This window comes from Streptomyces sp. YGL11-2, assembly GCF_050054615.1.
Classification (GTDB): Bacteria; Actinomycetota; Actinomycetes; order Streptomycetales; family Streptomycetaceae; genus Streptomyces.
Window position 1 is genome coordinate 115,979 of the sequence record NZ_JBNHIN010000010.1, and the last position, 20,400, is coordinate 136,378.

At 73.7% G+C, this 20,400-nt stretch carries 18 protein-coding genes; 8 read left to right on the plus strand and 10 right to left on the minus strand.

All coding sequences use genetic code 11. From position 1 onward, the window contains the following. Positions 1-18 precede the first annotated feature (18 nt). Complete coding sequence (locus tag ACO1BR_RS14115; protein ID WP_426795405.1) at positions 19-2,865, minus strand: penicillin acylase family protein; 2,847 nt, start codon at positions 2,863-2,865, stop codon at positions 19-21. A gap of 251 nt (positions 2,866-3,116) precedes the next feature. On the opposite strand from ACO1BR_RS14115, the gene ACO1BR_RS14120 reads away from it, so the two are divergent. The 3 genes from ACO1BR_RS14120 to ACO1BR_RS14130 all read left to right on the plus strand — a co-directional run bounded on the left by ACO1BR_RS14120 (position 3,117) and on the right by ACO1BR_RS14130 (position 6,433). Then, complete coding sequence (locus tag ACO1BR_RS14120; protein ID WP_159504628.1) at positions 3,117-3,731, plus strand: hypothetical protein; 615 nt, start codon at positions 3,117-3,119, stop codon at positions 3,729-3,731. A gap of 90 nt (positions 3,732-3,821) precedes the next feature. After that, positions 3,822-4,553: a 3-keto-5-aminohexanoate cleavage protein gene (locus tag ACO1BR_RS14125; RefSeq protein ID WP_426795496.1), complete on the plus strand. Its 732-nt coding sequence runs from the start codon at positions 3,822-3,824 to the stop codon at positions 4,551-4,553. Positions 4,554-4,990: 437 nt separating this feature from the next. Further along, positions 4,991-6,433, plus strand: coding sequence for an amidase (locus ACO1BR_RS14130; protein WP_426795406.1), 1,443 nt, complete (start codon positions 4,991-4,993; stop codon positions 6,431-6,433). Between the two features lie 21 nt (positions 6,434-6,454). Here the strand turns inward: ACO1BR_RS14130 and soxR are convergent, their stop codons facing one another. Beyond that, the gene (gene soxR, locus ACO1BR_RS14135; protein ID WP_426795407.1) at positions 6,455-7,021 is read right to left on the minus strand and encodes a redox-sensitive transcriptional activator SoxR; all 567 of its coding nucleotides are present in this window, start codon (positions 7,019-7,021) and stop codon (positions 6,455-6,457) included. A 104-nt stretch (positions 7,022-7,125) separates the two neighbouring features. Here soxR and ACO1BR_RS14140 point away from each other — a divergent pair, with 104 nt between their 5' ends. Continuing rightward, positions 7,126-7,587, plus strand: a complete 462-nt coding sequence (locus ACO1BR_RS14140) for a MaoC family dehydratase (protein WP_426795408.1) — start codon at positions 7,126-7,128, stop codon at positions 7,585-7,587. Here ACO1BR_RS14140 and ACO1BR_RS14145 read toward each other — a convergent pair. Further along, positions 7,578-8,225: a TetR/AcrR family transcriptional regulator gene (locus ACO1BR_RS14145; protein WP_426795409.1), complete on the minus strand. Its 648-nt coding sequence runs from the start codon at positions 8,223-8,225 to the stop codon at positions 7,578-7,580. The genes ACO1BR_RS14140 and ACO1BR_RS14145 overlap by 10 nt on opposite strands. A gap of 154 nt (positions 8,226-8,379) precedes the next feature. Next, positions 8,380-9,531, minus strand: a complete 1,152-nt coding sequence (locus ACO1BR_RS14150) for an acyl-CoA dehydrogenase family protein (protein WP_426795410.1) — start codon at positions 9,529-9,531, stop codon at positions 8,380-8,382. Positions 9,532-9,608: 77 nt separating this feature from the next. On the opposite strand from ACO1BR_RS14150, the gene ACO1BR_RS14155 reads away from it, so the two are divergent. Further along, positions 9,609-10,265, plus strand: coding sequence for a TetR/AcrR family transcriptional regulator (locus ACO1BR_RS14155; protein ID WP_159504623.1), 657 nt, complete (start codon positions 9,609-9,611; stop codon positions 10,263-10,265). A 54-nt stretch (positions 10,266-10,319) separates the two neighbouring features. Here ACO1BR_RS14155 and ACO1BR_RS14160 read toward each other — a convergent pair whose 3' ends face one another. The 3 genes from ACO1BR_RS14160 to ACO1BR_RS14170 form a co-directional block, all read right to left on the minus strand. Beyond that, complete coding sequence (locus ACO1BR_RS14160; RefSeq protein ID WP_426795411.1) at positions 10,320-11,420, minus strand: Zn-dependent alcohol dehydrogenase; 1,101 nt, start codon at positions 11,418-11,420, stop codon at positions 10,320-10,322. Positions 11,421-11,520: 100 nt separating this feature from the next. Next, positions 11,521-12,915, minus strand: a complete 1,395-nt coding sequence (locus tag ACO1BR_RS14165; protein ID WP_426795412.1) for an aldehyde dehydrogenase family protein — start codon at positions 12,913-12,915, stop codon at positions 11,521-11,523. Positions 12,916-13,083: 168 nt separating this feature from the next. Next, on the minus strand, positions 13,084-13,662 hold the full coding sequence (locus tag ACO1BR_RS14170; RefSeq protein WP_426795497.1) for a TetR family transcriptional regulator: 579 nt from the start codon (positions 13,660-13,662) through the stop codon (positions 13,084-13,086). A 307-nt stretch (positions 13,663-13,969) separates the two neighbouring features. On the opposite strand from ACO1BR_RS14170, the gene hmgA reads away from it, so the two are divergent. Further along, positions 13,970-15,295, plus strand: coding sequence for a homogentisate 1,2-dioxygenase (hmgA, locus tag ACO1BR_RS14175; RefSeq protein ID WP_426795413.1), 1,326 nt, complete (start codon positions 13,970-13,972; stop codon positions 15,293-15,295). Positions 15,296-15,312: 17 nt separating this feature from the next. After that, a complete protein-coding gene (locus tag ACO1BR_RS14180; RefSeq protein WP_159504618.1) occupies positions 15,313-16,062 on the plus strand; it encodes a GntR family transcriptional regulator in 750 nt (249 codons plus the stop codon). A gap of 40 nt (positions 16,063-16,102) precedes the next feature. Here the strand turns inward: ACO1BR_RS14180 and ACO1BR_RS14185 are convergent, their stop codons facing one another. Further along, positions 16,103-17,494: an MFS transporter gene (locus ACO1BR_RS14185; protein ID WP_426795414.1), complete on the minus strand. Its 1,392-nt coding sequence runs from the start codon at positions 17,492-17,494 to the stop codon at positions 16,103-16,105. A 169-nt stretch (positions 17,495-17,663) separates the two neighbouring features. Between ACO1BR_RS14185 and ACO1BR_RS14190 the strand changes: the two genes are divergently transcribed. After that, the gene (locus ACO1BR_RS14190; RefSeq protein ID WP_426795415.1) at positions 17,664-18,941 is read left to right on the plus strand and encodes a type ISP restriction/modification enzyme; all 1,278 of its coding nucleotides are present in this window, start codon (positions 17,664-17,666) and stop codon (positions 18,939-18,941) included. A gap of 199 nt (positions 18,942-19,140) precedes the next feature. On the opposite strand, the gene ACO1BR_RS14195 is transcribed toward ACO1BR_RS14190, so the two are convergent. Continuing rightward, positions 19,141-19,404, minus strand: coding sequence for a hypothetical protein (locus tag ACO1BR_RS14195; protein WP_159504615.1), 264 nt, complete (start codon positions 19,402-19,404; stop codon positions 19,141-19,143). A gap of 250 nt (positions 19,405-19,654) precedes the next feature. After that, a partial coding sequence (locus tag ACO1BR_RS14200; RefSeq protein ID WP_426795416.1) for an SGNH/GDSL hydrolase family protein occupies positions 19,655-20,400 on the minus strand: 746 nt, incomplete at its 5' end.

Below are 20,400 nucleotides of genomic sequence, written 5' to 3' on the forward strand. Positions count from 1 at the left end.
CCCCTGCCGTTCGCTCCGCTACCGGTGGGCGGGGAACTCCACCACCTGCTGGTAGGTGGGCCGGTTCTGCCAGCTCATCTTGTCGTGGGTCAGACCGCCCACCGCGCGGTGGACGATGGCGTCGGCGCACCACTGGTCGCCGGCCTTGCAGTTGTCGTCACCCGGGTAGACCTGGGCGGCGGTCCTGCCGGCGGCCTGCTGGAGCGTGGCCAGCAGGGTGTCGCGGCAGGCCGCGAGCGTGCCGTTGCCGCAGTACCGCTCGGCGAGCGGGCCCTGGACCCGGTCGCCCAGCACGGCGCGGAGGTCCTTGTCGGCGTAGCTCCACCACCCGTACTGGAACGCCGATCCGGCGTGCGCCCCGGTGGGGCCGTGGCCGGCGGACGGCGACTCGTCGACGGCCAGGTTGGCGCCGAGTGCGGTGTACAGGTCCTTGCCCAGGCCCGGCTCGAAGACGCCCGGCACCATCAGCGGCCACCAGGCGTCCATCAGCCGTACCGCGTCGGAGTGGGCGTAGGTGTGGGATCCCGGGGAGGTCTCGCGGCGCCGGGCGCCGTCCTTGCGCCAGGCGTCCAACTGCTGCACCGCGGTCCGCAGTTGGGGGTCGGCAACCGGCTTGCTGTCGATCACCCGCAGCAGTTCGGGGAGCACGTCCTCGCCGCGCAGGTCGGTGACGGCGGCGTCGGCCATCGCCCGGGTCAGCGACGCCCGGGTCACCCCGCCCTCCTTGGTCAGCGCGCGCACCCGGTCGTCGAGCAGGTTGGCGCGGTGCACCGAGCCGTTGCCGAAGCCGGCCGAGTCATAGTCCTTGGCCTGCTTGTTGTTCCAGGAGATGTAGTAGTCCTGGTCGACGGACTGCGGGTGCTGGGCGGGCGGGGTGTAGTCGGTGGTGTTGGTGGCGGGGTCGAAGCCCTTCCACTCGTAGGCCGGTTCGGCCCGGACGGGCAGCGACGGGTCGACGGCGGGGTTGCGGACCGGGTTGAGGCCGCTGTTGTAGTACGCGATGTCGCGGGAGTCGGCGTAGAACCAGTTGAAGGCGTAGCCGATGTGCTGGGCCGCCTTCTGGAAGCTCCTGGCGTCGTGGACGTACGACGGGTCGTTGAACATCTGGAAGCCGATGATGGAGTCGGCCTCGTGGCGGTAGGTGGAGCGCAGCGAGGTGTAGGCGACGGGCTTGCCGCCGATGGTGGCGCGGTGGGTGACGGTGCCGTACCTGGTGCGGAAGACCTGCATCCGGTACGAGCCGGCCGCCGTCGGATCGGCGATGGTGGGCTGCCAGGAGTTGGTGCGCTCCAGCTTCTCCATGGGCAGGCACACGCCGTGGTAGCGGTAGGAGGTGGACTCCCTGGTGGGCCGGGAGCCGTCCGCGTTGCACAGGTCGACGGCGTAGGTGTCGGTGATGTCCTGGCCGGCGGAGGTGGCGCTCCAGGCGTAGTCCTGGCCGCGGCCCAGCTGGACGTACATCCCGACGCCGGCGAACGAGGCGCCGCGGGCGCTGATGCCGGGTCCCTGGATCTCCTGGAGCATCAGCAGCTGCGGCGCGAAGTAGCCGGTCTGCGGGCCGAACACGGCCACCGGGTGGCCGCTGGCGGTGTGCTTGCCGGAGACCAGCAGGGCGTTGGACATTCCGCGGTGCTGGGTCGGGTCGAAGCTCCCCTTGGGCAGCACGCCGTCCTTGAACAGGCCCTCCAGCTTCCGGTACTTCTCGGGGGCCTTGACCGGGTCCTGCGGCGGGGTGGCGCTCTTGGAGGCGGCGGCGCCCTTGCGGTCGTAGACCAGCGGCTCGGGGGTGACCGAGCCCCGGTCGGGCAGCGCCGTGCCCCGGGCCTTCGCGGGCTTGACGGCGTACGGGAAGCTCTGGCCGTCGTGCAGCGTCTTGGCGGCCTCGGGGTCGTTGCGCTCCCGGAAGGACTCCCAGACGCGGGTGCCCTTCTCGACGCCGTACTTCTGCTGGGCGGAGAGCAGCGCGAGGGCCGAGGGGACCTCTCCGCCGCCGCCGTTGCCGAAGAGCCCGCCGACGACGGAGGCCAGGGCTATCAGGTCGGTGAGCTTGAAGGGCTGGATCTCACCGGCGTTGGTGATGGCGTCGATGTGGCCGGTGAGGACGTACTCGCCAGGGAAGTACCGGCCGTCCTTGGACTGTTGGCGGTAGGCGTTGATGCCGTCGACGTACGCCTGGGCGTCGGCCATGGCCTGTTCGCCACGCGCTCCGTTGTGGGTGCGGATGGCGTCGACCTGGGCCTGGAGGTCCACCTCGGCGTACGGCGCCTGCGGCCAGAACTGCTGCTCCAGGCCCTGGTTGGCGAGCGCGCCGCCGGCGAACGAGGTCAGCTCCCCGCGGCCGATGTGCCGGAAGAGGTCCATCAGCCACAGCCGGTCCTGGCCCGCGGCGTAGCCGGCGCCGAACTCGGTGCCGTAGCGGGTGGTGCCCTTGATGTGCGGGACGCCGGTCTTCTTGTCGCGGGTGATGGCGACATCGGGGCGCGGGGTGCTGACCGAGCCGACCTGGTCCTTGGGGACGCCGAAGGAGGCGTCGTTGAAGAAGTCGGTGAGGGTGTCGTCGGTGAGTGAGGGATAGCCGCCGTTCAGCGCGTTGTACGGGGCGATCTGGTCGGTGGAGTGGGCGGGGTGGGTGCCGAACAGCTTGTTGCCGAGGATCTGCACCAGGGTGGCGTTGCCCGTCGCGCCCGGTGGCAGGATGTCGTCGCACTGGCCTCGGCAGTAGTCGCCATCGGCCGTGCGGGTACTGCCGGTTGCCTGCCGGGCGGCCGCCGCGGCAGCGATGGGGGGTGGTGCCAAGACCGTGGCACCCAAGGCGAGCAGGGCTGCCGCGGCGGCAGCCCTGAGCCTTCCGGTACGTCGTCGCATTCCTGCTCCTCAAGGGGGTCCCGGCCCGTCACGAGCCCGGGGAGGGTGGGCCGGACGTTACCGCCGGTTACTCGCAACCGGAAGATGAACAGCGGTCAACTTTCTCTCCTCCCCAGAGGCGCCCGGGAGTTGACGGACGGACACCACGGAGCATCCGCCCTCGAAACCGCAAGAAAATTCGATGGATCCGGGTGGCGCCCGGCTACGTCCATTCCGTGTCCAGTCGGGTCCTCCCCGGAGGTGGAAGGAACATGGCCGGTTTCAGAGCCCTCGCCGAACAGGTCCGCAACCCACGACTCGTCACCGCCCAGCGGCGTACCGCCCTGCGCAAATGCCTGGAACGCTTCGCCCCGTACGGGCACCGCGCCACCTGGCATCACCTGTGCACCAGGGCCGGTTTCGCCACCCAGGACCGTGACCCCGATCCGGCGCGGCTGGTGGCCGCGCTGACGGAGCTGGAGGAGGCACGCGCCCTCTGGCTCGCGTACGAAGAGGAGTTCGCCGCCCGGCGCCGCAAGGAGAAGCACGAGGGCATCCGCCAGGTCGGCGCCCTCGACGAGTGGCATCGGCGCACCTGGGGCGGCTGCGACATCGTGCCCTGCGAGTCACCGCAGCGGCACCCGGCGGCCCGCCTCGCAGAGGTGCTGCGCCGCATGATCGCGGCGATGGAGGCGGGACGCCCGCGCCGCGACTGCCCGGTGTGCGGCTCCACCCGGTTCGCCTGGGTCCCGGACGAGGCCGGGTGCCCGGCCCCCGGACCGGCCTGCCGCCAGTGCGGAGTGCTCGCCCCGGCGTCCGTCCTGACGCCGGACGCGCTGAGCACCGCGGCCGTGCGCCACGGCGCGGGAGCCTTCGCGGCGGCCTGACGCCCCCGCCCCCGGCACCGTACGCCCCGTTGCACGCCCCGTTCAGCGGGCGTTGTCGGACCCGCCTGTCATCATCGGAGCATGCTGAAGATGCTTCAGGTGTGTCTCAACGGCCCTCGCACGGCGGCCGATTCCGGTGCGGTGCCGATGTCGCCTGCCGCGCTCGCGGAAGCAGCGCGGCAGGCGGTCGCGGCCGGCGCCCAGGACGTCCATGTGCACCCCAAGACCCCGTGCGGCCAGGACTCCCTCTCGCCGCGGGTGGTCGGCCCGGTCCTCACGGCGATACGGGAAGCGGTGGACGTCCCGGTGGGCGTGACGACCGGCGCCTGGGCCGAGCCGGACCCCGGGCGCCGGGCGGAACAGGTCGGGTCCTGGACGGTGCTGCCCGACCACGCCTCGGTCAACTGGCACGAGCCGGGCGCCGACACGGTCGCCGCCGCCCTGCTGGAGCGCGGCGTTGGCGTCGAGGCCGGCGTCTGGGCCGGGACGGACGCGGTCGAGCGCTTCGCCCGCTCGCCGCTGGCTCCGCGGGTGCTGCGGGTGCTGGCCGAGGTCATCGACGACACCGCACCGGAGTCCGCTCCGGCGACCGCCCGTGCGCTGCTCGCCGCGCTGGCGCCGGTGCCGCACGGCCGCCCGGTGCTGCTCCACGGCATGGACGGCGGGGCCTGGCCGGTGCTGCGGCTCGCCGGCGAGCTGGGCCTGTGCAGCCGCATCGGCATCGAGGACACCCTGCTGCTGCCCGACGGCTCACCGGCCGCGGGCAACGCCCAACTGATAGCCGCCGCACGGGACATGGCGGGCGGCCTTCCCGTGGAGTGAGCCACCCGGGGGCGTTCCGCCGCCCGCGCCCTCACCCTCGGCGCCGGTGAGCGCCTCGGCGACGGTACGTCCCTCGGCGACGGCCCGATGTCTCCGCCGACCGCCACGGCGGGGGCGGCGCTTCCCGGCCATTGTTCGCCGGCTGCGCGAGTCCCGCACACCCCCGCCACCGCGCCGCCCCTTTCGGACCGCCCGCGCCCCACGGGCCCGGAGGGAGGCGCACGGTGGCCGCACAGTGGCCGCACACCACGCCGTCCTCCTGGTACTGGTGTGGCTGTAGGTGAGTGTCCCGTCCGCCCACGGCCTTTACGAGCCGCCGGGCAAGCTGAAACAACTGTTCACGGGCCGATCCACGGCCGTGCGGCACCCGTGCCCCGGCCCGCCCCGCTCGCGCGGCACCCGGGCCGCACGGGCATCGAAGGAGAGGGAGGACGTCCATGGCCGAACTGCACGATCTGACCGCGCTCGAACAGGCCGAGGGGATCCGCACGGGCCGGATCTCCCCCGTCGAGCTCACCGAGCACTACCTCGCGCGGATCGACCGGCTGGACGACACCCTGGGCGCCTTCCTCACCCGCACCCCGGAGATCGCCCGGAAGCAGGCCGCGGACGCCGAGAGCGAGGCCGCCGCGGCCCGCCGCGAGGGGCGCGCGCTCCCGCCGCTGTTCGGCGTCCCGGTGCCCGTGAAGGACCTCCACCAGGTCGCCGGGGTGCGCTGCACGATGGGGTCGCGGGCGCTGGCCGACCGGATCGCGGAGACCGACGACCATGTCGTCGGCAAGCTGCGGGACGCCGGCACGATCCTGCTCGGCAAGACCAACACCCCCGAATTCGGGCTGCCCTGCTACACGGAGAACGCGCTCGCGCCGCCCGCCCGCACCCCCTGGGACCTGACGCGCTCGGCGGGCGGCTCCAGCGGCGGAGCGGCCGCGGCGGTCGCCGGGGGACTCGCGCCGGTCGCCCATGCCAGCGACGGCGGCGGCTCGATCCGCATCCCCGCGTCGCTGTGCGGGCTCTACGGCATCAAGCCCAGCCGCGGCCGGATCAGCCCGGGCCCGCTGCTGCACGACGTCTCGGGCCTGAGCACCTCAGGCCCGCTGGCTCGTACGGTCGCCGACGCGGCCACGCTCCTGGACGTCATGGCGGGCCCGATGCCCGGCGACCCGTTCGCCGCCCCGGCGCTGCCGCCCGGCGAGACCTTCGCCGACCACGCCCGCCGCGACCCCGGCCGGCTGCGGGTCGCGGTGCTCACCGAGGCCCCCGTGGCGGGCGCCGAGGTGCACGCCGACTGCCGGGCCGCGGTCGCCGAGACCACCGCACTGCTGGCCGAACTCGGCCACGAGTGCGAGGAGTTGGCCATCCCGGCCGACGAGGACATCCTCCTCGCCTTCACCCGCGTGTGGTCCGTCATGGCCGCCCTCCGCCCCGTTCCGCCGGAGAGCGAGGAGAAGCTGATGCCGCTCACCCGCTATCTGCGGGCCCGCGGCGCCGAGATCAGCGGCCCGGCCTTCGCGGGTTCGCTGCACGCCTTCCGGATGCTCGGCCAGACCGTCGCCGACGGCCTGATGCCGCCCGACACCGGCTACGACGTGATCCTCTCCCCCACCGTGGCCGCGCCCCCGCCCCTGGTGGGCGCGCTGCGCGACGACGCCGATCCGCAGGCCGAGTTCGCCGCCATCGGGCGGTTCACCCCGTTCAGCGCGCTCTTCAACGTCACCGGCCAGCCCGCGGTCAGCGTCCCGCTGCACTGGACGGCACAGGGCCTGCCCATCGGCGTCATGCTGGCCGGCCGCTACGGCGACGAGGCCACGCTGATCTCGCTCTCCGCCCAGCTGGAGCGGGCCCGTCCGTGGGCGGCCCGCACCCCGTCCGTCTGGTAGCCGGCGACCGGGCGGGGGCGGTCATCCCCGGCCGGTGCCGCGCCCCGGCGCGGGGGCGCACCGCGCGTCGCGCGGCGCGCACGGCCCGGCGCCGCCGTCGTCCGGCGGCGCCGGAGCCGGGTCCTTGGCGGCCCGGTCCACCCTCAGCCGCCGTGCGCCCGGCCCCTGTTCGCCGAGGTTGTCGTACGGGTTCGACAGCGCGCACGTCTGGAGCGAGAGGCAACCGCAGCCGATGCAGTCGGCCAGCCGGTCGCGCAGCTCGACGAGCTGGCTGATCCGCTCGTCCAGTTCGGAGCGCCACACCTCGGACAGCCGGGCCCAGTCCTCACGGTTGGGGGTGCGCTCGTCCGGCAGCTCGGCCAGCGCGTCCCGGATCACCGCGAGCGGGATCCCGACGCGCTGCGCCGCCCGTACGAACGCGACCCGGCGCAGCGCGTCGCGGGTGTAGCGGCGCTGGTTCCCGGCCGTCCGGGTGCTGCTGATCAGCCCCTTCGACTCGTAGAAGTGCAGCGCGGACACCGCCGCGCCGCTGCGCGCGGAGAGCTGGCCGACGGAGAGTTCGTGGACCTTGTACGGAAGCTGTGGCACGCCTCAACCCTACGACCTGCCCTGAGACGACCGTTGACAGCGGGCCCGCGCACTCGCATCCTGAGCAAGCGCTTAGTAAGGCGACGCTGAGGAGGCAGACGGAGATGGCAGAGCCCCGGGTGTTCGGGTCGGTCGAGGAACTGCGGGCCGCGGTCGGCACGGAGTTGGGTCCCAGCGACTGGCTGGAGGTCGACCAGAAGCGGATCGACCTGTTCGCGGAGGCCACCGGTGACCACCAGTGGATCCACGTCGACCAGGAGAAGGCCGCGGCCGGGCCGTTCGGCACGACCATCGCGCACGGCTATCTGACGCTGTCGCTGCTGCCGGCGCTGGTCCCGCGGCTGATGCGGGTCGACAACGTGGCGATGGGCATCAACTACGGCACCAACAAGGTCCGTTTCCCGGCGACCGTCCCGGTCGGCTCGCGGCTGCGGGCCACCGCCCGGATCGCGGAGGTGGCCGAGGTGTCCGGCGGGGTGCAGCTGACCACGGTCGTGACGATCGAGCGGGAGGGCGGCGACAAGCCGGTGTGCGTCGCGGAGTCGGTCAGCCGCTTCTACCTGTGACCGGGCCGGCGGCAGGCCGGCGGGGCACCCACCATCCGCAGGACGAGGTCGGCGTAGAGCGCGCCGACCTCGTCGGGCGTCCGCGGACCGTCGGCGGAGAACCAACGGGCCACGTCCACGCACAGCGACAGCACGGCGAGGGTGGTGCCCGGGACGTCGCCGACCCGGAACTCGCCGCTGTCGGCGCCGTCCTGGATGATCTGGCGCAGCAGCCGGTCGGTGCGGCGGCGCAGACCGGCGATCTCGGCGTAGTGGACGTCGCTCAGCGCCTGCAGCTCGTACTGGATGACCCGGGCGGTGGTGTGGTGCTCGGCGTGCCAGCGGGCGAAGGTCCGTACCGCGTCGCGCAGCCGCTCGGTGGGGCTGCCCGCGGCCTCGGCGGCGGCGCCCATGATGCACAGCGCCTTCTCGTGGCCGATGCCGCTGATGCGGTACAGCAGCTCCTCTTTGGTCTTGTAGTGGATGTAGAGCGCGGCCGGGCTCATCCCGGCGCGGCCGGCGATGTCGCGGGTGGTGGTGGCGTGGTAGCCGCGCTCGGCGAACGCCTCGACGGCCGCGGCGACCAGCCGCCGCGCGGCGTCCGGGCTCACCCCGGCCCATTCCTCGCTCTCCTTGGCCGCCCGCTCCGCCGCACCCATCGCGTACCCCGCTCCTCGATCCGCCAGGGACCTTCCTCTGCCCGGATCGAACACCATACCGCGCGACTGAGCAAGCGCTTAGGTCTCCTCCCGGGGGCGGACCGGGCCGGCGCGGGGGCCGGCGCCGGGACGGAGCGTACGCGGCGGGCGCCGGTCAGAAGGCGGAGACCCCGGTGAGCGCGCGGCCGATCAGCAGTTTCTGGATCTGGCTGGTGCCTTCGTAGAGGGTCATCACCCGGGCGTCGCGGAGCAGCTTGCCGACCGGGTACTCGTCGATGTAGCCATAGCCGCCGAAGACCTGGAGGGCGTTGTTGGCGGCGCGCACCGCGGCCTCGGAGGCGAAGAGCTTGGCCTTGGACGCCTCGGTGGCGAACGGCTCGCCGCGGTCGATGAGATCGGCCACCCGCCAGGTCAGCAGCCGCGCGGCGTCCACGTCCACCGCGATGTCGCTGAGGAGTTCCTGGACGAGCTGGTGGCGGGCGATCGGCGCACCGAACTGCTCGCGCTCGCCGGCGTACCCGACGGCGGCGTCCAGTGCGGCCCGGGCGATGCCGACGCAGCCGGCGGCGACCGACATCCGACCCTTGGCCAGGGCGGACATGGCGACCGAGAAGCCCTTGCCCTCGGGGCCCAGCATGGCGGAGGCGGGCACCCGCACACCCTCCAGGACCAGTTCGGCGGTGGCCTGGCCGCGCAGCCCGAGCTTGCCGTGGATCTCGCGGCGGGTGAGGCCCGGGGTGTCCGTCGGTATCAGGAAGGCGCTGACACCCTTGTGGCCGGGGGCGCCGCCGGTCCGGGCGAAGAGCAGCACGACGTCCGCCCAGGTCCCGTTGGTGATGAACATCTTCGCGCCGTCGACCACGTAGTCCCCGCCGTCGCGGACCGCCCGGGTGGCGAGGTTGCCCGCGTCGGAGCCGGTGCCGGGCTCGGTCAGGCCGAAGCAGCCGACCGCCTCGCCGGAGGTCAGCCGCGGGAGCCAGGCCCGCTTCTGCTCCTCGTCGCCCCAGGAGGCGATGGTCTTGGCGACCAGCCCGAGCGAGACCGAGACGATGCCGCGCACGGCGGAGTCGCCGCGCCCCAACTCCTCGGTGACCAGGGCGTACGCGAGGTGGTCGCCACCGGAGCCGCCGTACTCCTCGGGGACGGTCAGGCCGAGGAAGCCGAGGGCGCCGAGCTTCTCGACGATGCCGGGGTCGACCCGCTCCGCGCGGTCCCAGGCGGCGGCGTGCGGGGCGATCTCGCGGTCGACGAAGTCCTCGGCGAGCCGGCGTACGGCGGCCTGTTCGGCACTGAGCTCCAGGTTCATCTCGGGCCCCCTGTCGGCGGGAAGACGGTTTAATTAGCGGTGCTAGTTTTCCGGTGGCAGCCCCTACTATGTGCGTCATGGCCCGACCCCGCAAGCCCCTGCTGAGCCGCGAGCGCATCGTCACCACCGCGCTGGCGCTGATCGACGCGGACGGGCTCGCGGCGCTCTCCACCCGGCGGCTGGCGGCGGAGCTGGGCGTGAGCGGGCCGTCGCTCTACAACCACTTCACGACCAAGGACGAGATCCTCGACGCGGTCGCGGACACGGTCATCGCCGAGGTCGACGTGTCGACGTTCGAGCGCGGCGGGGACTGGCGCGCCGGACTGCTCGACTGGGCCCGCTCCTACCGGGCGGCGCTCGCCGCCCATCCGCACATCGTGCCGTTCCTCGCCCAGGGCCCCGGCCGGCGCCCCGCCGGGCTGAAGATGGCCGACGCGGCGTTCGGCGGCATGGTCGGGGCGGGCTGGCCACCCGCACAGGCCACCCGGGTGTGCGCCATGGTCCGCTACTTCGTCGCGGGCTCCGCGCTGGGCTCGTTCGCCCGCGGCTTCGTCGACGACCCCGGCGCCTACGACCCCGACGCCTATCCGCACCTGGGTCAGGCGCACCTCCTGGCGGAGCATCAACGCCGGGTCGACGAGGGCGCGTTCGAGGCGGGACTGCTCGCGCTGGTGGACGGCCTGACGCTGCACCACCCGGAGCTCGCCCCGCCCGGCGGCCCGCCCCGGCCCTAGACCTGCCCCGCCTGCCGCGCGCGCCCGGACCGCGACCGGATCCCCCGGTGCGCCTCAGAAGACGACCAGCGCCCGGCCGCCCTTCCCCGCGAGCATCGCCTCGAAGGCGTCGGGGATGCCGTCCAGCCCGATCCGGTCGGTGACCAGGGCGGAGAGGTCGAGCGCGCCGGAGCGGACCTGTCCGGCGATGACCGGGAGATCGCGCGCCGGGTCGCTGTTGCCGTAGACGCAGCCGGAGAGCGTGCGGCCGAAGTAGAAGAGCTCCAGGGCGGAGAACGCCACCTGCTGCTCCTTGCCGCCGATGCCCACCACGGTCGTCCGGCCGCCCCGCCGGGTGGCCGACCAGGCGGTGCGGATCGTATCGGCGCGGCCCACGCACTCCACTGCGACATCGGTGCCGAACCCGCCGGTCAGCGCGCGGATCCGCTTGGCGCACTCCTTTTCGGCAGACCCGTTCTCGCCCGCGACCACGAAGTCGGTGGCCCCGGCCGCCCGCGCCAACTCCTCCTTCTCCGGCGAGACGTCCACCGCCACGATCGTGCCCGCCCCCGCGATGCGCGCCGCCTGCACGGTGGCCAGCCCCACCCCGCCGACGCCGAACACCGCGACCGACTCCCCCGCCCGCACCCGGGCACTGTGGTGCACGGCGCCCCAGCCGGTGAGCACCGCGCAGCCGAGCAGCGCCGCGTCGGCAAGCGGCACCCCGTCGGGCAGCGGCAGCGCGGCCCGTTCGGGCACCACGGTCTCCTCGGCGAAGACGGCGGTGCCCAGCGCGGCGTAGAGCGGGCTGCCGTCGTCGGCGCGGGTGGCGTAGGGGGTTTCGCCGGCGCGCCCGGAGTGGGCGCACAGCCAGGGCTCGGCCAGCTCGCAGAACCGGCAGCTCCCGCAGGACGGGGCCCAGTTGAGGATGACGCGGTCGCCGGGGGCGACGCCGGTGACCTCCGGTCCGACCGCGGTGACGGTGCCCGCGCCCTCGTGCCCGAGCACGGCCGGGGCGGGCTGCCGCAGCGTTCCGTTGGACAGCGACAGGTCGGAGTGGCAGACACCGGCGGCGGCGAGCCGGATGCGGACCTGGCCCGGCCCCGGCTCCGGCAGCTCGATCTCGGTGATCTGGAGCGGGGCGTTGACGGCGGGCAGTACGGCGGCGCGGACCACGGGATCTCCTCGGGGCGGGCGGGTGACGGGGCGGCGGGGTGAGGGGGCGGCCGGCGGCCGGGCCGGGCGGCACCGGCGCTCCGCCAGGGGGCCTACGGGCTCAGAACTGGAGCGACTTCGTCTGCAGGTACTCGGCCAGGCCGTGCGGGCCCAGCTCGCGGCCCACCCCGGACTGCTTGTAACCGCCGAACGGGGCGAGGGGGTTGAAGCGCCCGCCGTTGATGTCGACCTGCCCGGTGTCGAGGCGGCGGGCGAAGGCGACCGCCTCGGCGTCGTCGCCGGCCCAGACCGCGCCGGCGAGCCCGTAGACGGTGCCGTTGGCGATCCGTACGGCGTCGTCCTCGTCCTCGTAGCGCAGGATCGACAGCACCGGGCCGAAGATCTCCTCCTGGGCGATGGCCATCTCGGGGGCGACGTCCGCGAAGACGGTCGGGGTGACGTAGTAGCCGACCTCGGCGGGTGCCTCCGGGCCGCCCGCGACGACCGTGGCGCCGTCGGCGATGCCCCGCTCGATGTAGCCGCGCACCCGGTCCCGCTGCCGGGCGCTGACCAGCGGGCCGACCCGCTCGCCGGGGACGTACTTGGCGACCGCGGCGGCGGCCAGCGCGACCGCCTCGTCGTAGCGGTCCGTGGGGACCAGCATCCGGGTCCACGCACTGCACGTCTGGCCGGAGTTGGCCATGACGTTGGCGACGCCGACGGCCACCGCCCTGCCGAGGTCGGCGCTGGGCAGGATGACGTTGGCGGACTTGCCGCCCAGCTCCAGCGCCACCCGCTTGACCGCGGCGCCCGCGATGGCGCCGATCCTCCTGCCGACGGCCGTCGAGCCGGTGAAGGAGACCAGATCGACGCCGTCGTGCTCGGCGAGCGCCTGGCCGGCGACCGGGCCGAGGCCGGTGACGAGGTTGAAGACCCCGGCCGGGATCCCGGCCGCGTCGACGCACTCGGCGAACAACTGGGCCACCAGCGGGGTGTCCTCGGCCGGCTTGAGCACGACCGTGCAGCCCGCCGCCAGCGCCGGGGCGACCTTGGCGACGATCTGGTGCAGCGGATAGTTCCACGGCGTGATCGCGCCCACCACGCCGACCGGTTCGAGCAGCACGGTGGAGTTGCCGACGGTCTCCTCGAAGGCGTACGAGCGGGCCAGTTCGGCGTACGAGGCACAGACCGCGAGCGGCACCCCGGCGTGCACCGCGATGCTGAAGGCGAGCGGCGAGCCCAGTTCGGCGGTGACGGTCGCGGCGATCTCCTCGGCGCGCGCGACGAGTTGGGCGTGCAGCGCGGCCAGCCGGTCGGCGCGCGCCGCGGGCGGGGTGGCGGCCCAGCCGGGCAGCGCGGCGCGGGCGGCCCGCACCGCGGCGTCCACGTCCGCCTCCGAACCGGCCGGGACGGTGCCGATCACCTGCTCGTCGGCCGGGTTGACGACCTCGATCCGGCCACTGCCCTCGGCGGGCCGCCAGCCGCCGTCGATATACATCGCGTCGCGCTGCTTCACGTCGTGGTCCTCCCGGGCCGCCTGGTCGTCCTCTTCTGCACCCTAGGGGGCGCCCCGGGCGCCTCCCAGGGGGACACCATCCAAACTAGCGCCGGTAGTTTCGTGGCCGCCAGCAGCTCTCGGCCACCCGGGTGCCCGGTACGCCGGCGCCACCTCCGCATACCGGGCCTACGTGTCCAGATACCGCACGAGATAGGCCCGCAGCAGCTCCTTCGTCTCCGCGACGATCGCCGGATCGCCGCCGGGGTCCGTGCGGAAGGCGAGCTGGAGCAGCGCGTCGGCGGTCTCCACGCCGACGAGGAAGGCGGTGCGCAGCCGGTCGTCGGCGGTGTCCAGGCCGAGCCGGTCGGCGAGCAGGCCCAGCAGCCGGTCGGCGACCTCGTAGTTGGCCTGCCGGGTCTCGCGCGGGGCGGGGACGGTGAACTCGACCAGGGCGAAGCCCGGCACCGTGCGCTTCATGGCGAGGTACTCGTCGACCACCACGTCCATCGCGCCGCGCCAGCCCGGCGGCTGCCCGGGGGCGGTCAGCCGGGTGGTGATCCGGTCCGCGTACGCGTCGAGGTTCCGCTGGGCGAGCGCCTCCGCCATGGCGCGCTTGTTGGGGAAGAAGCGGTAGACGGAGCCGATCGGGACCCCGGCGCGGCCCGCGACGGCGCGGGTGCTGAGGTCCTCGTATCCGGTCTCGTCCAGCAGCTCGGCGCAGGCGTCGAGGATCCGGGCCAGGCGCTGGGCGCTCCGACGCTGCACGGGCGCGCGGCGGAGCGGGAAGGGGGCGGCGGACGGTCCGGCGGCGGGGACGGCGGACGGGGCGGCGGACGGGGTCGTGGGGGCGGACCGGGGGGCGGGTTGAGGCGTCGATGGCTGCACACGGTCATCTTGCCCGCCGTACGGAGCCGGGATGGCCGAGGGCGGGGATCCGGCCACCCCGACCGGGATCCCCCACGCTCTCGGCTTTGCCCGCACAGGGAGGTCCCGCCATCGTTGACGACCCCCGCTCGGAATCCTAAGGTCTTACATAGGATTCCTGGAGTTCCGTGAGCGGCGGGAGCGCGCGATGACTGGTACGGGCAACGAGCAGGCGAGGAAGACGGCCGAGGGGCTGGCCTACTCCTCCGGCTTCGGCAACGAGCACAGCTCGGAGGCCGTCCCCGGGGCACTGCCGGTGGGCCGCAACTCCCCGCAGCGGGCCCCCCTCGGCCTGTATGCCGAGCAGCTCAGCGGCTCGGCCTTCACCGAACCGCGCCGCCACAACCGGCGCTCCTGGCTCTACCGCATCCGCCCGTCGGCCGCGCACCCGCCGTTCCTCCGCGCCAACCGGGGCGAGATCCGCTCCGCGCCGTTCACCGAGTGCCTGCCCGACCCCAACCGGCTGCGCTGGAACCCGCTCCCCGAGCCCGCCGACCCGACCGACTTCGTGGACGGCCTGTGGACCCTCGGCGGCAACGGCGACGCCACCCAGCGCGCCGGTATGGCGGTGCACCTCTACCACGCCAACGCCTCCATGGACCGGCGGGTGTTCAGCGACGCGGACGGCGAGCTGCTCATCGTGCCGGAGCGCGGCGGGCTGCTGCTGCGCACCGAATTCGGCCTGCTGCGGGCCGAACCGGGCCATGTGGCGCTGATCCCGCGGGGTGTGCGCTTCCGCGTCGAGCTGCTGGACGCCACCGCCCGCGGCTATGTCTGCGAGAACTACGGCCGCCCCTTCGAGCTGCCCGACCTCGGCCCGATCGGCGCCAACGGCCTGGCCAACGCCCGGGACTTCCTCGCCCCGACGGCCGCCTACGAGGACGTAGACGGCCCGGTCGAGGTCCTGAACAAGTTCGGCGGCCACCTCTGGACGGCGACCTACGACCACTCGCCGCTGGATGTCGTCGCCTGGCACGGCAACCACGTCCCGTACGTCTACGACCTGCGCCGCTTCAACATCATCGGCTCGATCAGCTACGACCATCCGGACCCGTCGATCTTCACGGTGCTCACCTCCCCCTCGGACACCCCGGGCCTGGCGGGCGTCGACTTCGTGGTGTTCGCGCCGCGCTGGCTGGTCGGCGAGGACACCTTCCGGCCGCCGTACTTCCACCGCAACGTGATGACCGAGTACATGGGCCTGATCGAAGGCGCTTATGACGCGAAAGCGGAGGGCTTCGTCCCGGGCGGCGGCTCGCTGCACAACATGATGTCCGCGCACGGCCCCGACCGGGAGACCTTCGAGCGGGCCAGCGCCGCCGAACTCGCCCCGCAGAAGATCGACAACGGGCTGGCCTTCATGTTCGAGACCCGCTGGCCGCTGACGCTCACCGCGCAGGCCCGGGACGCCGGACACCTCCAGCGCGGCTACGACGACGTATGGCAGGGTCTTCAGCGCCACTTCCGCCCGTAGGACCCGGGGATCGCTCTGTGACCACCTTCGCTCCCGACTCGATCGCCCTGAACCGCAAGCTGCCGCTGTGGTACCAGGTCTCGCAGTCCCTGCGCGCTTCCATACTGGGGCGCTCGCCGGAGGCGCCGCTCCGGCTCCCCACCGAGGACGCGCTCGCCGAGCACTACGGCGTCAGCGTGCTGACGATGCGCCAGGCCCTCAAGGAGCTGGAGTCGGAAGGGCTGATCAGCCGGCACCGGCGCCGCGGCACGTTCATCGAGCCGAGCGCGCAGCGCGGTGCGCCGGTCCGGCTGCTCGGGTCGGTGGACGCGATCGTGGCCCAGCAGTCCGGGATGCGGACCGCCCTGCTGGAGCACGGCCCGGTCTCCGTACCTCCCGAACTGTCCGAATTCTTCCCGGACATGGACGAAGTGGCCGGTTTTCGGCGGCTGCGCAGCGACGAGGCGTCGGGCGAACCCACCAACCACGCACGGAACTACGTCCGCCCCGACGTCGCCGCCCGGATCGACCTCGCGGACCTGGAGCGCTGGCCGATGACCAAGGTGCTGCGGGACGCGGTGGGCGTCCGCATCAGCCGGATCACCGACACCGTCGAGGCCCGGCTGGCCGACCCCGAGACCGCCCGGCTGCTCCAGGTGCCGCTGCTCAGCCCGATCCTGCACTACACCGGCATCACCTACGACGAGTCCGGTCGGGTGCTCGACGTCGCCCGGATCCACTACCGCGGCGACCGGTTCTCCTTCACGGTGACGCTGGAGGCGCACTGACCCCGCCGCGTGCGGCCACCGGCCGCCGGCCGCCCGGCGCTCAGATCCGCTCCAGGCTCCGCCCCGTGCTGCGCGGCCCCAGCAGCGCCACGTCCAGGCACAGCAGCACCATCAGCACCGCGGACCCGGCGAACACCGCGGCCGGTCCGAGGTCGGTCAGCACGGTCAGCGCGACGAACGGCAGCACGACCGAGGTGAGCCGGGACAGCGAGTAGGCGATGCCGATCGCGCTGCTGCGCAGGCCGGTCGGGAAGAGCTCGGTCTGGTAGACGTGGAAGGCGTTGGAGAAGACGTTGCTGCACACCGTCAGCAGGAAGCCGAAGGCGACGACGGCCCAGGGGGCGGCGGCGAAGCCGAAGGCCAGGCCGCAGGCCGCGATGCCGAGCGCGGAGGCGATGATCAGCGTGCGGCGCTCGATCCGGTCGATGAGCGGGATGGACAGCGCGGAGCCGATCGGATAGCCGCCGAAGCTCAGCGCGGCGTAGAGCAGCGAATCGGTGACCGTGTACCCCTTGGCCGTCAGCACCACCGGCGCCAGCGAGCCGAAGCCGTAGTAGCCGACGGTCTGCAGGACCTGGAAGACCCACCACATCAGCGTCCGCCGGCGGTGGTCGCCACGGAACATCTCACCGAGCGGCACCCGGCGCTCCGGCACCGTCTCCGCCTCCGGTACGGACGGCAGGCTCTGCCCGGTCTCCGACGCCACCCGCTCCTCGATGCCGGCCACGATCCGCCGGGCCTCCGCGTCCCGCCCCTGGACCACCAGCCACCGCGGCGACTCGGGGAGCTGTCGGCGCATCAGCTGGAGGAAGCCGGCTCCGAGCGCGCCCGCGATCAGCAGACAGCGCCAGCCGTCGATGCCCAGCATCTGGTGCCCGGCCACGAGCCGGGCGCCGAGCAGGGCCGCCACCGGGACCCCGACGAACCCGAAGGTGTACGCGTAGGCGAGGTAGCGACCGCGCACCGCCCGCGGGAGGAACTCGGCCAAATAGGTATCCACCAGGACGAGTTCGGCACCGAGCCCGAGACTGGCGAGAAAACGCAGCGCGAGCAGCCAGGACAGGTTCGGCGCGGCGGCGCAGGCGAGCGAGAACAGCGAGTAGCAGCCCAGGTTGACCAGGAGCATCCGGCGCCGGCCGAACCGGTCGGCCAGCACGGACAGGACGTTGGCGCCGGCGAACATGCCCAGGAACCCGGCGGCGATCACCCAGGACTTGGCGGTGTGGCCCAGGTTCCACTGCGCGGCGAGGACCGCCGCCAGCACGCCGCCGAGGAAGATCTCGTAGAGGTCGAAGAAGGCGCCGATACCGACGACGAGCGTGATCCGGCGGTGCCACCGGGACGGCGGCAGCCGGTCCAGCCGCGCCGCGGCCCTGGTCGCGACGGGGGTCCCCCCGCACCGTTCGGGCGCGGCGGAGGCGGTGTCCCTCATGGCGGTCCTCCCCTTGGCAGGCTGGTACGGCCAGGACCGTACTGCGCCAAGATCGGCAAGCGGAAGACCGCCTCTCCCCCCGCCGCACCGCCGACGGGTGCCGCGAACGGCGCCCGCTGCCGTCGCTACCATGCCGGGGGTCAACCGTACGGTCCGGGAGGGGCTCCGCGTGACGGCGAAGCAGGGGGCGCCAGAGGTCGGTGGTGCGCCGCGGCTGTCCGAGCTGATGCCGTGGTCCGTGCCGCCGCTGCGGCTCGGGCGCTCATGGGTGAGGGCGCCGGACGCGGCCACGCTGCGCGCCCGGTGGAAGGCGCTGGTGGACGCCGGGGACGGGGCGGCCCGCGCGCGGCTGTTTCGGCCGTCCCGGGCCCGGACGCCGGATTCCGCGGTCGGCCAGCTGCCGGGGCAGGCCACCCCCACCGGGCCGCTGTCCCGGGCGGGCGGGCCGTGCCCGGAACCGGTGCCGGTGCTGCACGGCCCCTTCGACCGGCAGTGGTTGCTGCCCGACCACCGGCTGATCGACGCGGCCCGGCCGGAGTTGTGGCGGGTGGCCGACGAACGGCAGCTGTTCGCCGTGGAGTTGGGGCACGTACCGCAGTCGCCGGGGCCCGCCGTGGTCTGCTCCGACCTGCTGCCGGACGGGCACTCCCCGGCCGGCCGGCCCGGCCGGATCCACCCCCTCTACCGGCGCCCCGGCGGCACCGAGCCCAATCTCGCCCCCGGCCTGCCGGAGCTGCTCGCCCACCGCCTGGACCGCCCCGTCGCACCGACCGACCTGCTGGCCTGGATCACCGCCACCGCCCACCACTCCCCCGACGGCGCCACGGTCGCGCTCACCGCCGACCCGGCCCTCTGGGATCGCGGTGTCGCGCTCGGCGAGCGGCTGCTGTGGCTGCACACCCGGGGCCGGTACGCGAGCCGCCACGCGCCCGGCTGCCCGGCCGGCGAGCGGCCCCGGATGCCGGGCGGCCGGCGGCCGTACGTACGGGCCGCGCTGCCCGCCCGCGGCCTGCCGGACACTGCGGCGTACGACGCCGAGGAGGAGGCACTGCTGGTCGGCGGCGGCCGGATCGCGCCGGTGCCGCGCGGTGCCTGGGAGTTCTCCGCGGGGGGCGTCCGCGTGCTGGAGGCGTGGTTCGCCCAGCGGGGCGCCGCCGCCCCGGACACCGAAGCCGCGGACGCCGGTGCGCTGGCGGCGCTGCGTCCCGCCGGCTGGCCGCAGGAGTGGACGTCGGAGCTGCTGGAGCTGCTCACCGTCCTGGCACTGGTGGCCGAACTCCGGCCGGATGTCGGACGGTTGGCGCGTGAGGTGGCCGCGGGCCCGCAGATCGGCGGGGCGGAGCTGCGGGCGGCGGGGGTGCTGCCGGTGCCGGACGCCGCGCGCCGGCCGGCCTCCGTGCTCGACCATCACGAGGAGGGGCCGAACGGCCAGTTCGCGCTCTTGTGAAGCGCGGGGCGGGGTGCCGGGGGGGGAGCGCCGGCGGGAGCGGACCGCATCCGGGCACACGGGGCCGGGCACCGGCCGGGCACACAAAGGGCCACCCGTCACAGCGTGACGGGTGGCGAGAAGGGGACACCGGGCGGAGGCGCTGCGCCGGGACGGGACAATGGGTCGCCTGTGCCTGGGGTGCCGCTTCAGGGACGGCTCAGCCGTGGCCTCCGAAGAGCGAGCGGCGCAGCCTGCGCAGCGGCGCGAACAGCGACACCCGGGCGCCGCGGCTCCTCCTCGTGCGCGAGTGATCACGCGCAGTGAGCTCCTGCATCAGCGACGTCGCACCCTCTGCCTCACGCTGCGGGATGGCGGGTCCGCCGAGCACCGCGAGATGCCGGTCGAGACGCGCGCTGGACGCGCTGCTTCCGCATGTGATGGCAGGGACTCGCGCCCTGCTGCGCACTGTTATCTGTTCCATGAATCTCCCCACCCGTACGAGGGCACCCGGCCAACGGGCAGAGTAACCCTATCTCTCTTGGAGGACACGCGTGCAGACCGGTCAACGGATTCACCTGCCTTGCTGTGACGTTGACGAACACCATACGGAATGTCACGTACAGCGCGTGTACCAGGGCGAGTTGAGCGACCGTCGGGACGGCCTGACGGCTCGTGGGGCATCGGAGCGCGGAGGAGGCGCCACCCCTCCTCCGCGCCCCGTGTGCGCGGGATTACGCAGCGGAGCCGAGCACCGGGAGATAGCCGCGGGACTGACCGGCGGCCGTGGGGTGGTAGGACTCGTCGACGGGGAAGGTCACACTGTGCAACCACGGGCTGCCCGAGCACAGCTCATGGCCGGCGAAGGCCCTGTTGACATCGGCGAACGCGAAGCCATGGTCGGCGGCGCGCTTGGCGAGGACGCCGTTGATGTCGTCGGCGGCGGCGTCGATGGCGGCGCGGGACTTCTCCGTCAGCCCGGCGGCGCAGTCGCCGTTGAGTTTGTAGAAGCGCGGATAGCCCAGCACGACGACCCGGGCCGACGGGGCCTTGTGGGCAATGGCGGAGTAGACCTTGTCGAGATTGCCGGGGAGCGTGTTCTTGATGTAAGTGCGCGCCTGGCCGACCCGGGCCAGGCAGGCGCTCTCGCCCTGGAGCGTACAGGTCGTCATGGTGTCGGCGAATCCGGCGTCGTTGCCGCCGACGGTGATGCTCACCAGGCCCGTGGCGGAGTTGAGCCCGCCGAGCTGACCGCTGACGACATCACCCGTTCGGGCCCCTGAACAGGCGTCGAACGAGAAGGACGCGGGCCGGTGCGCGGCGGCCCAGAGGGCGGGGTACGCCTTGGTGCTGCGCTTGCACGAGCCGCTGTTTCCGTCGTAGCTGCCGGCTCCGACGCCGGAGGAGTACGAGTCGCCGAGGGCCACATAGCCGGCGGCGTGCGGGAGTTGGGCGGACGCCGCGGGGGGGGGGGGGGGGG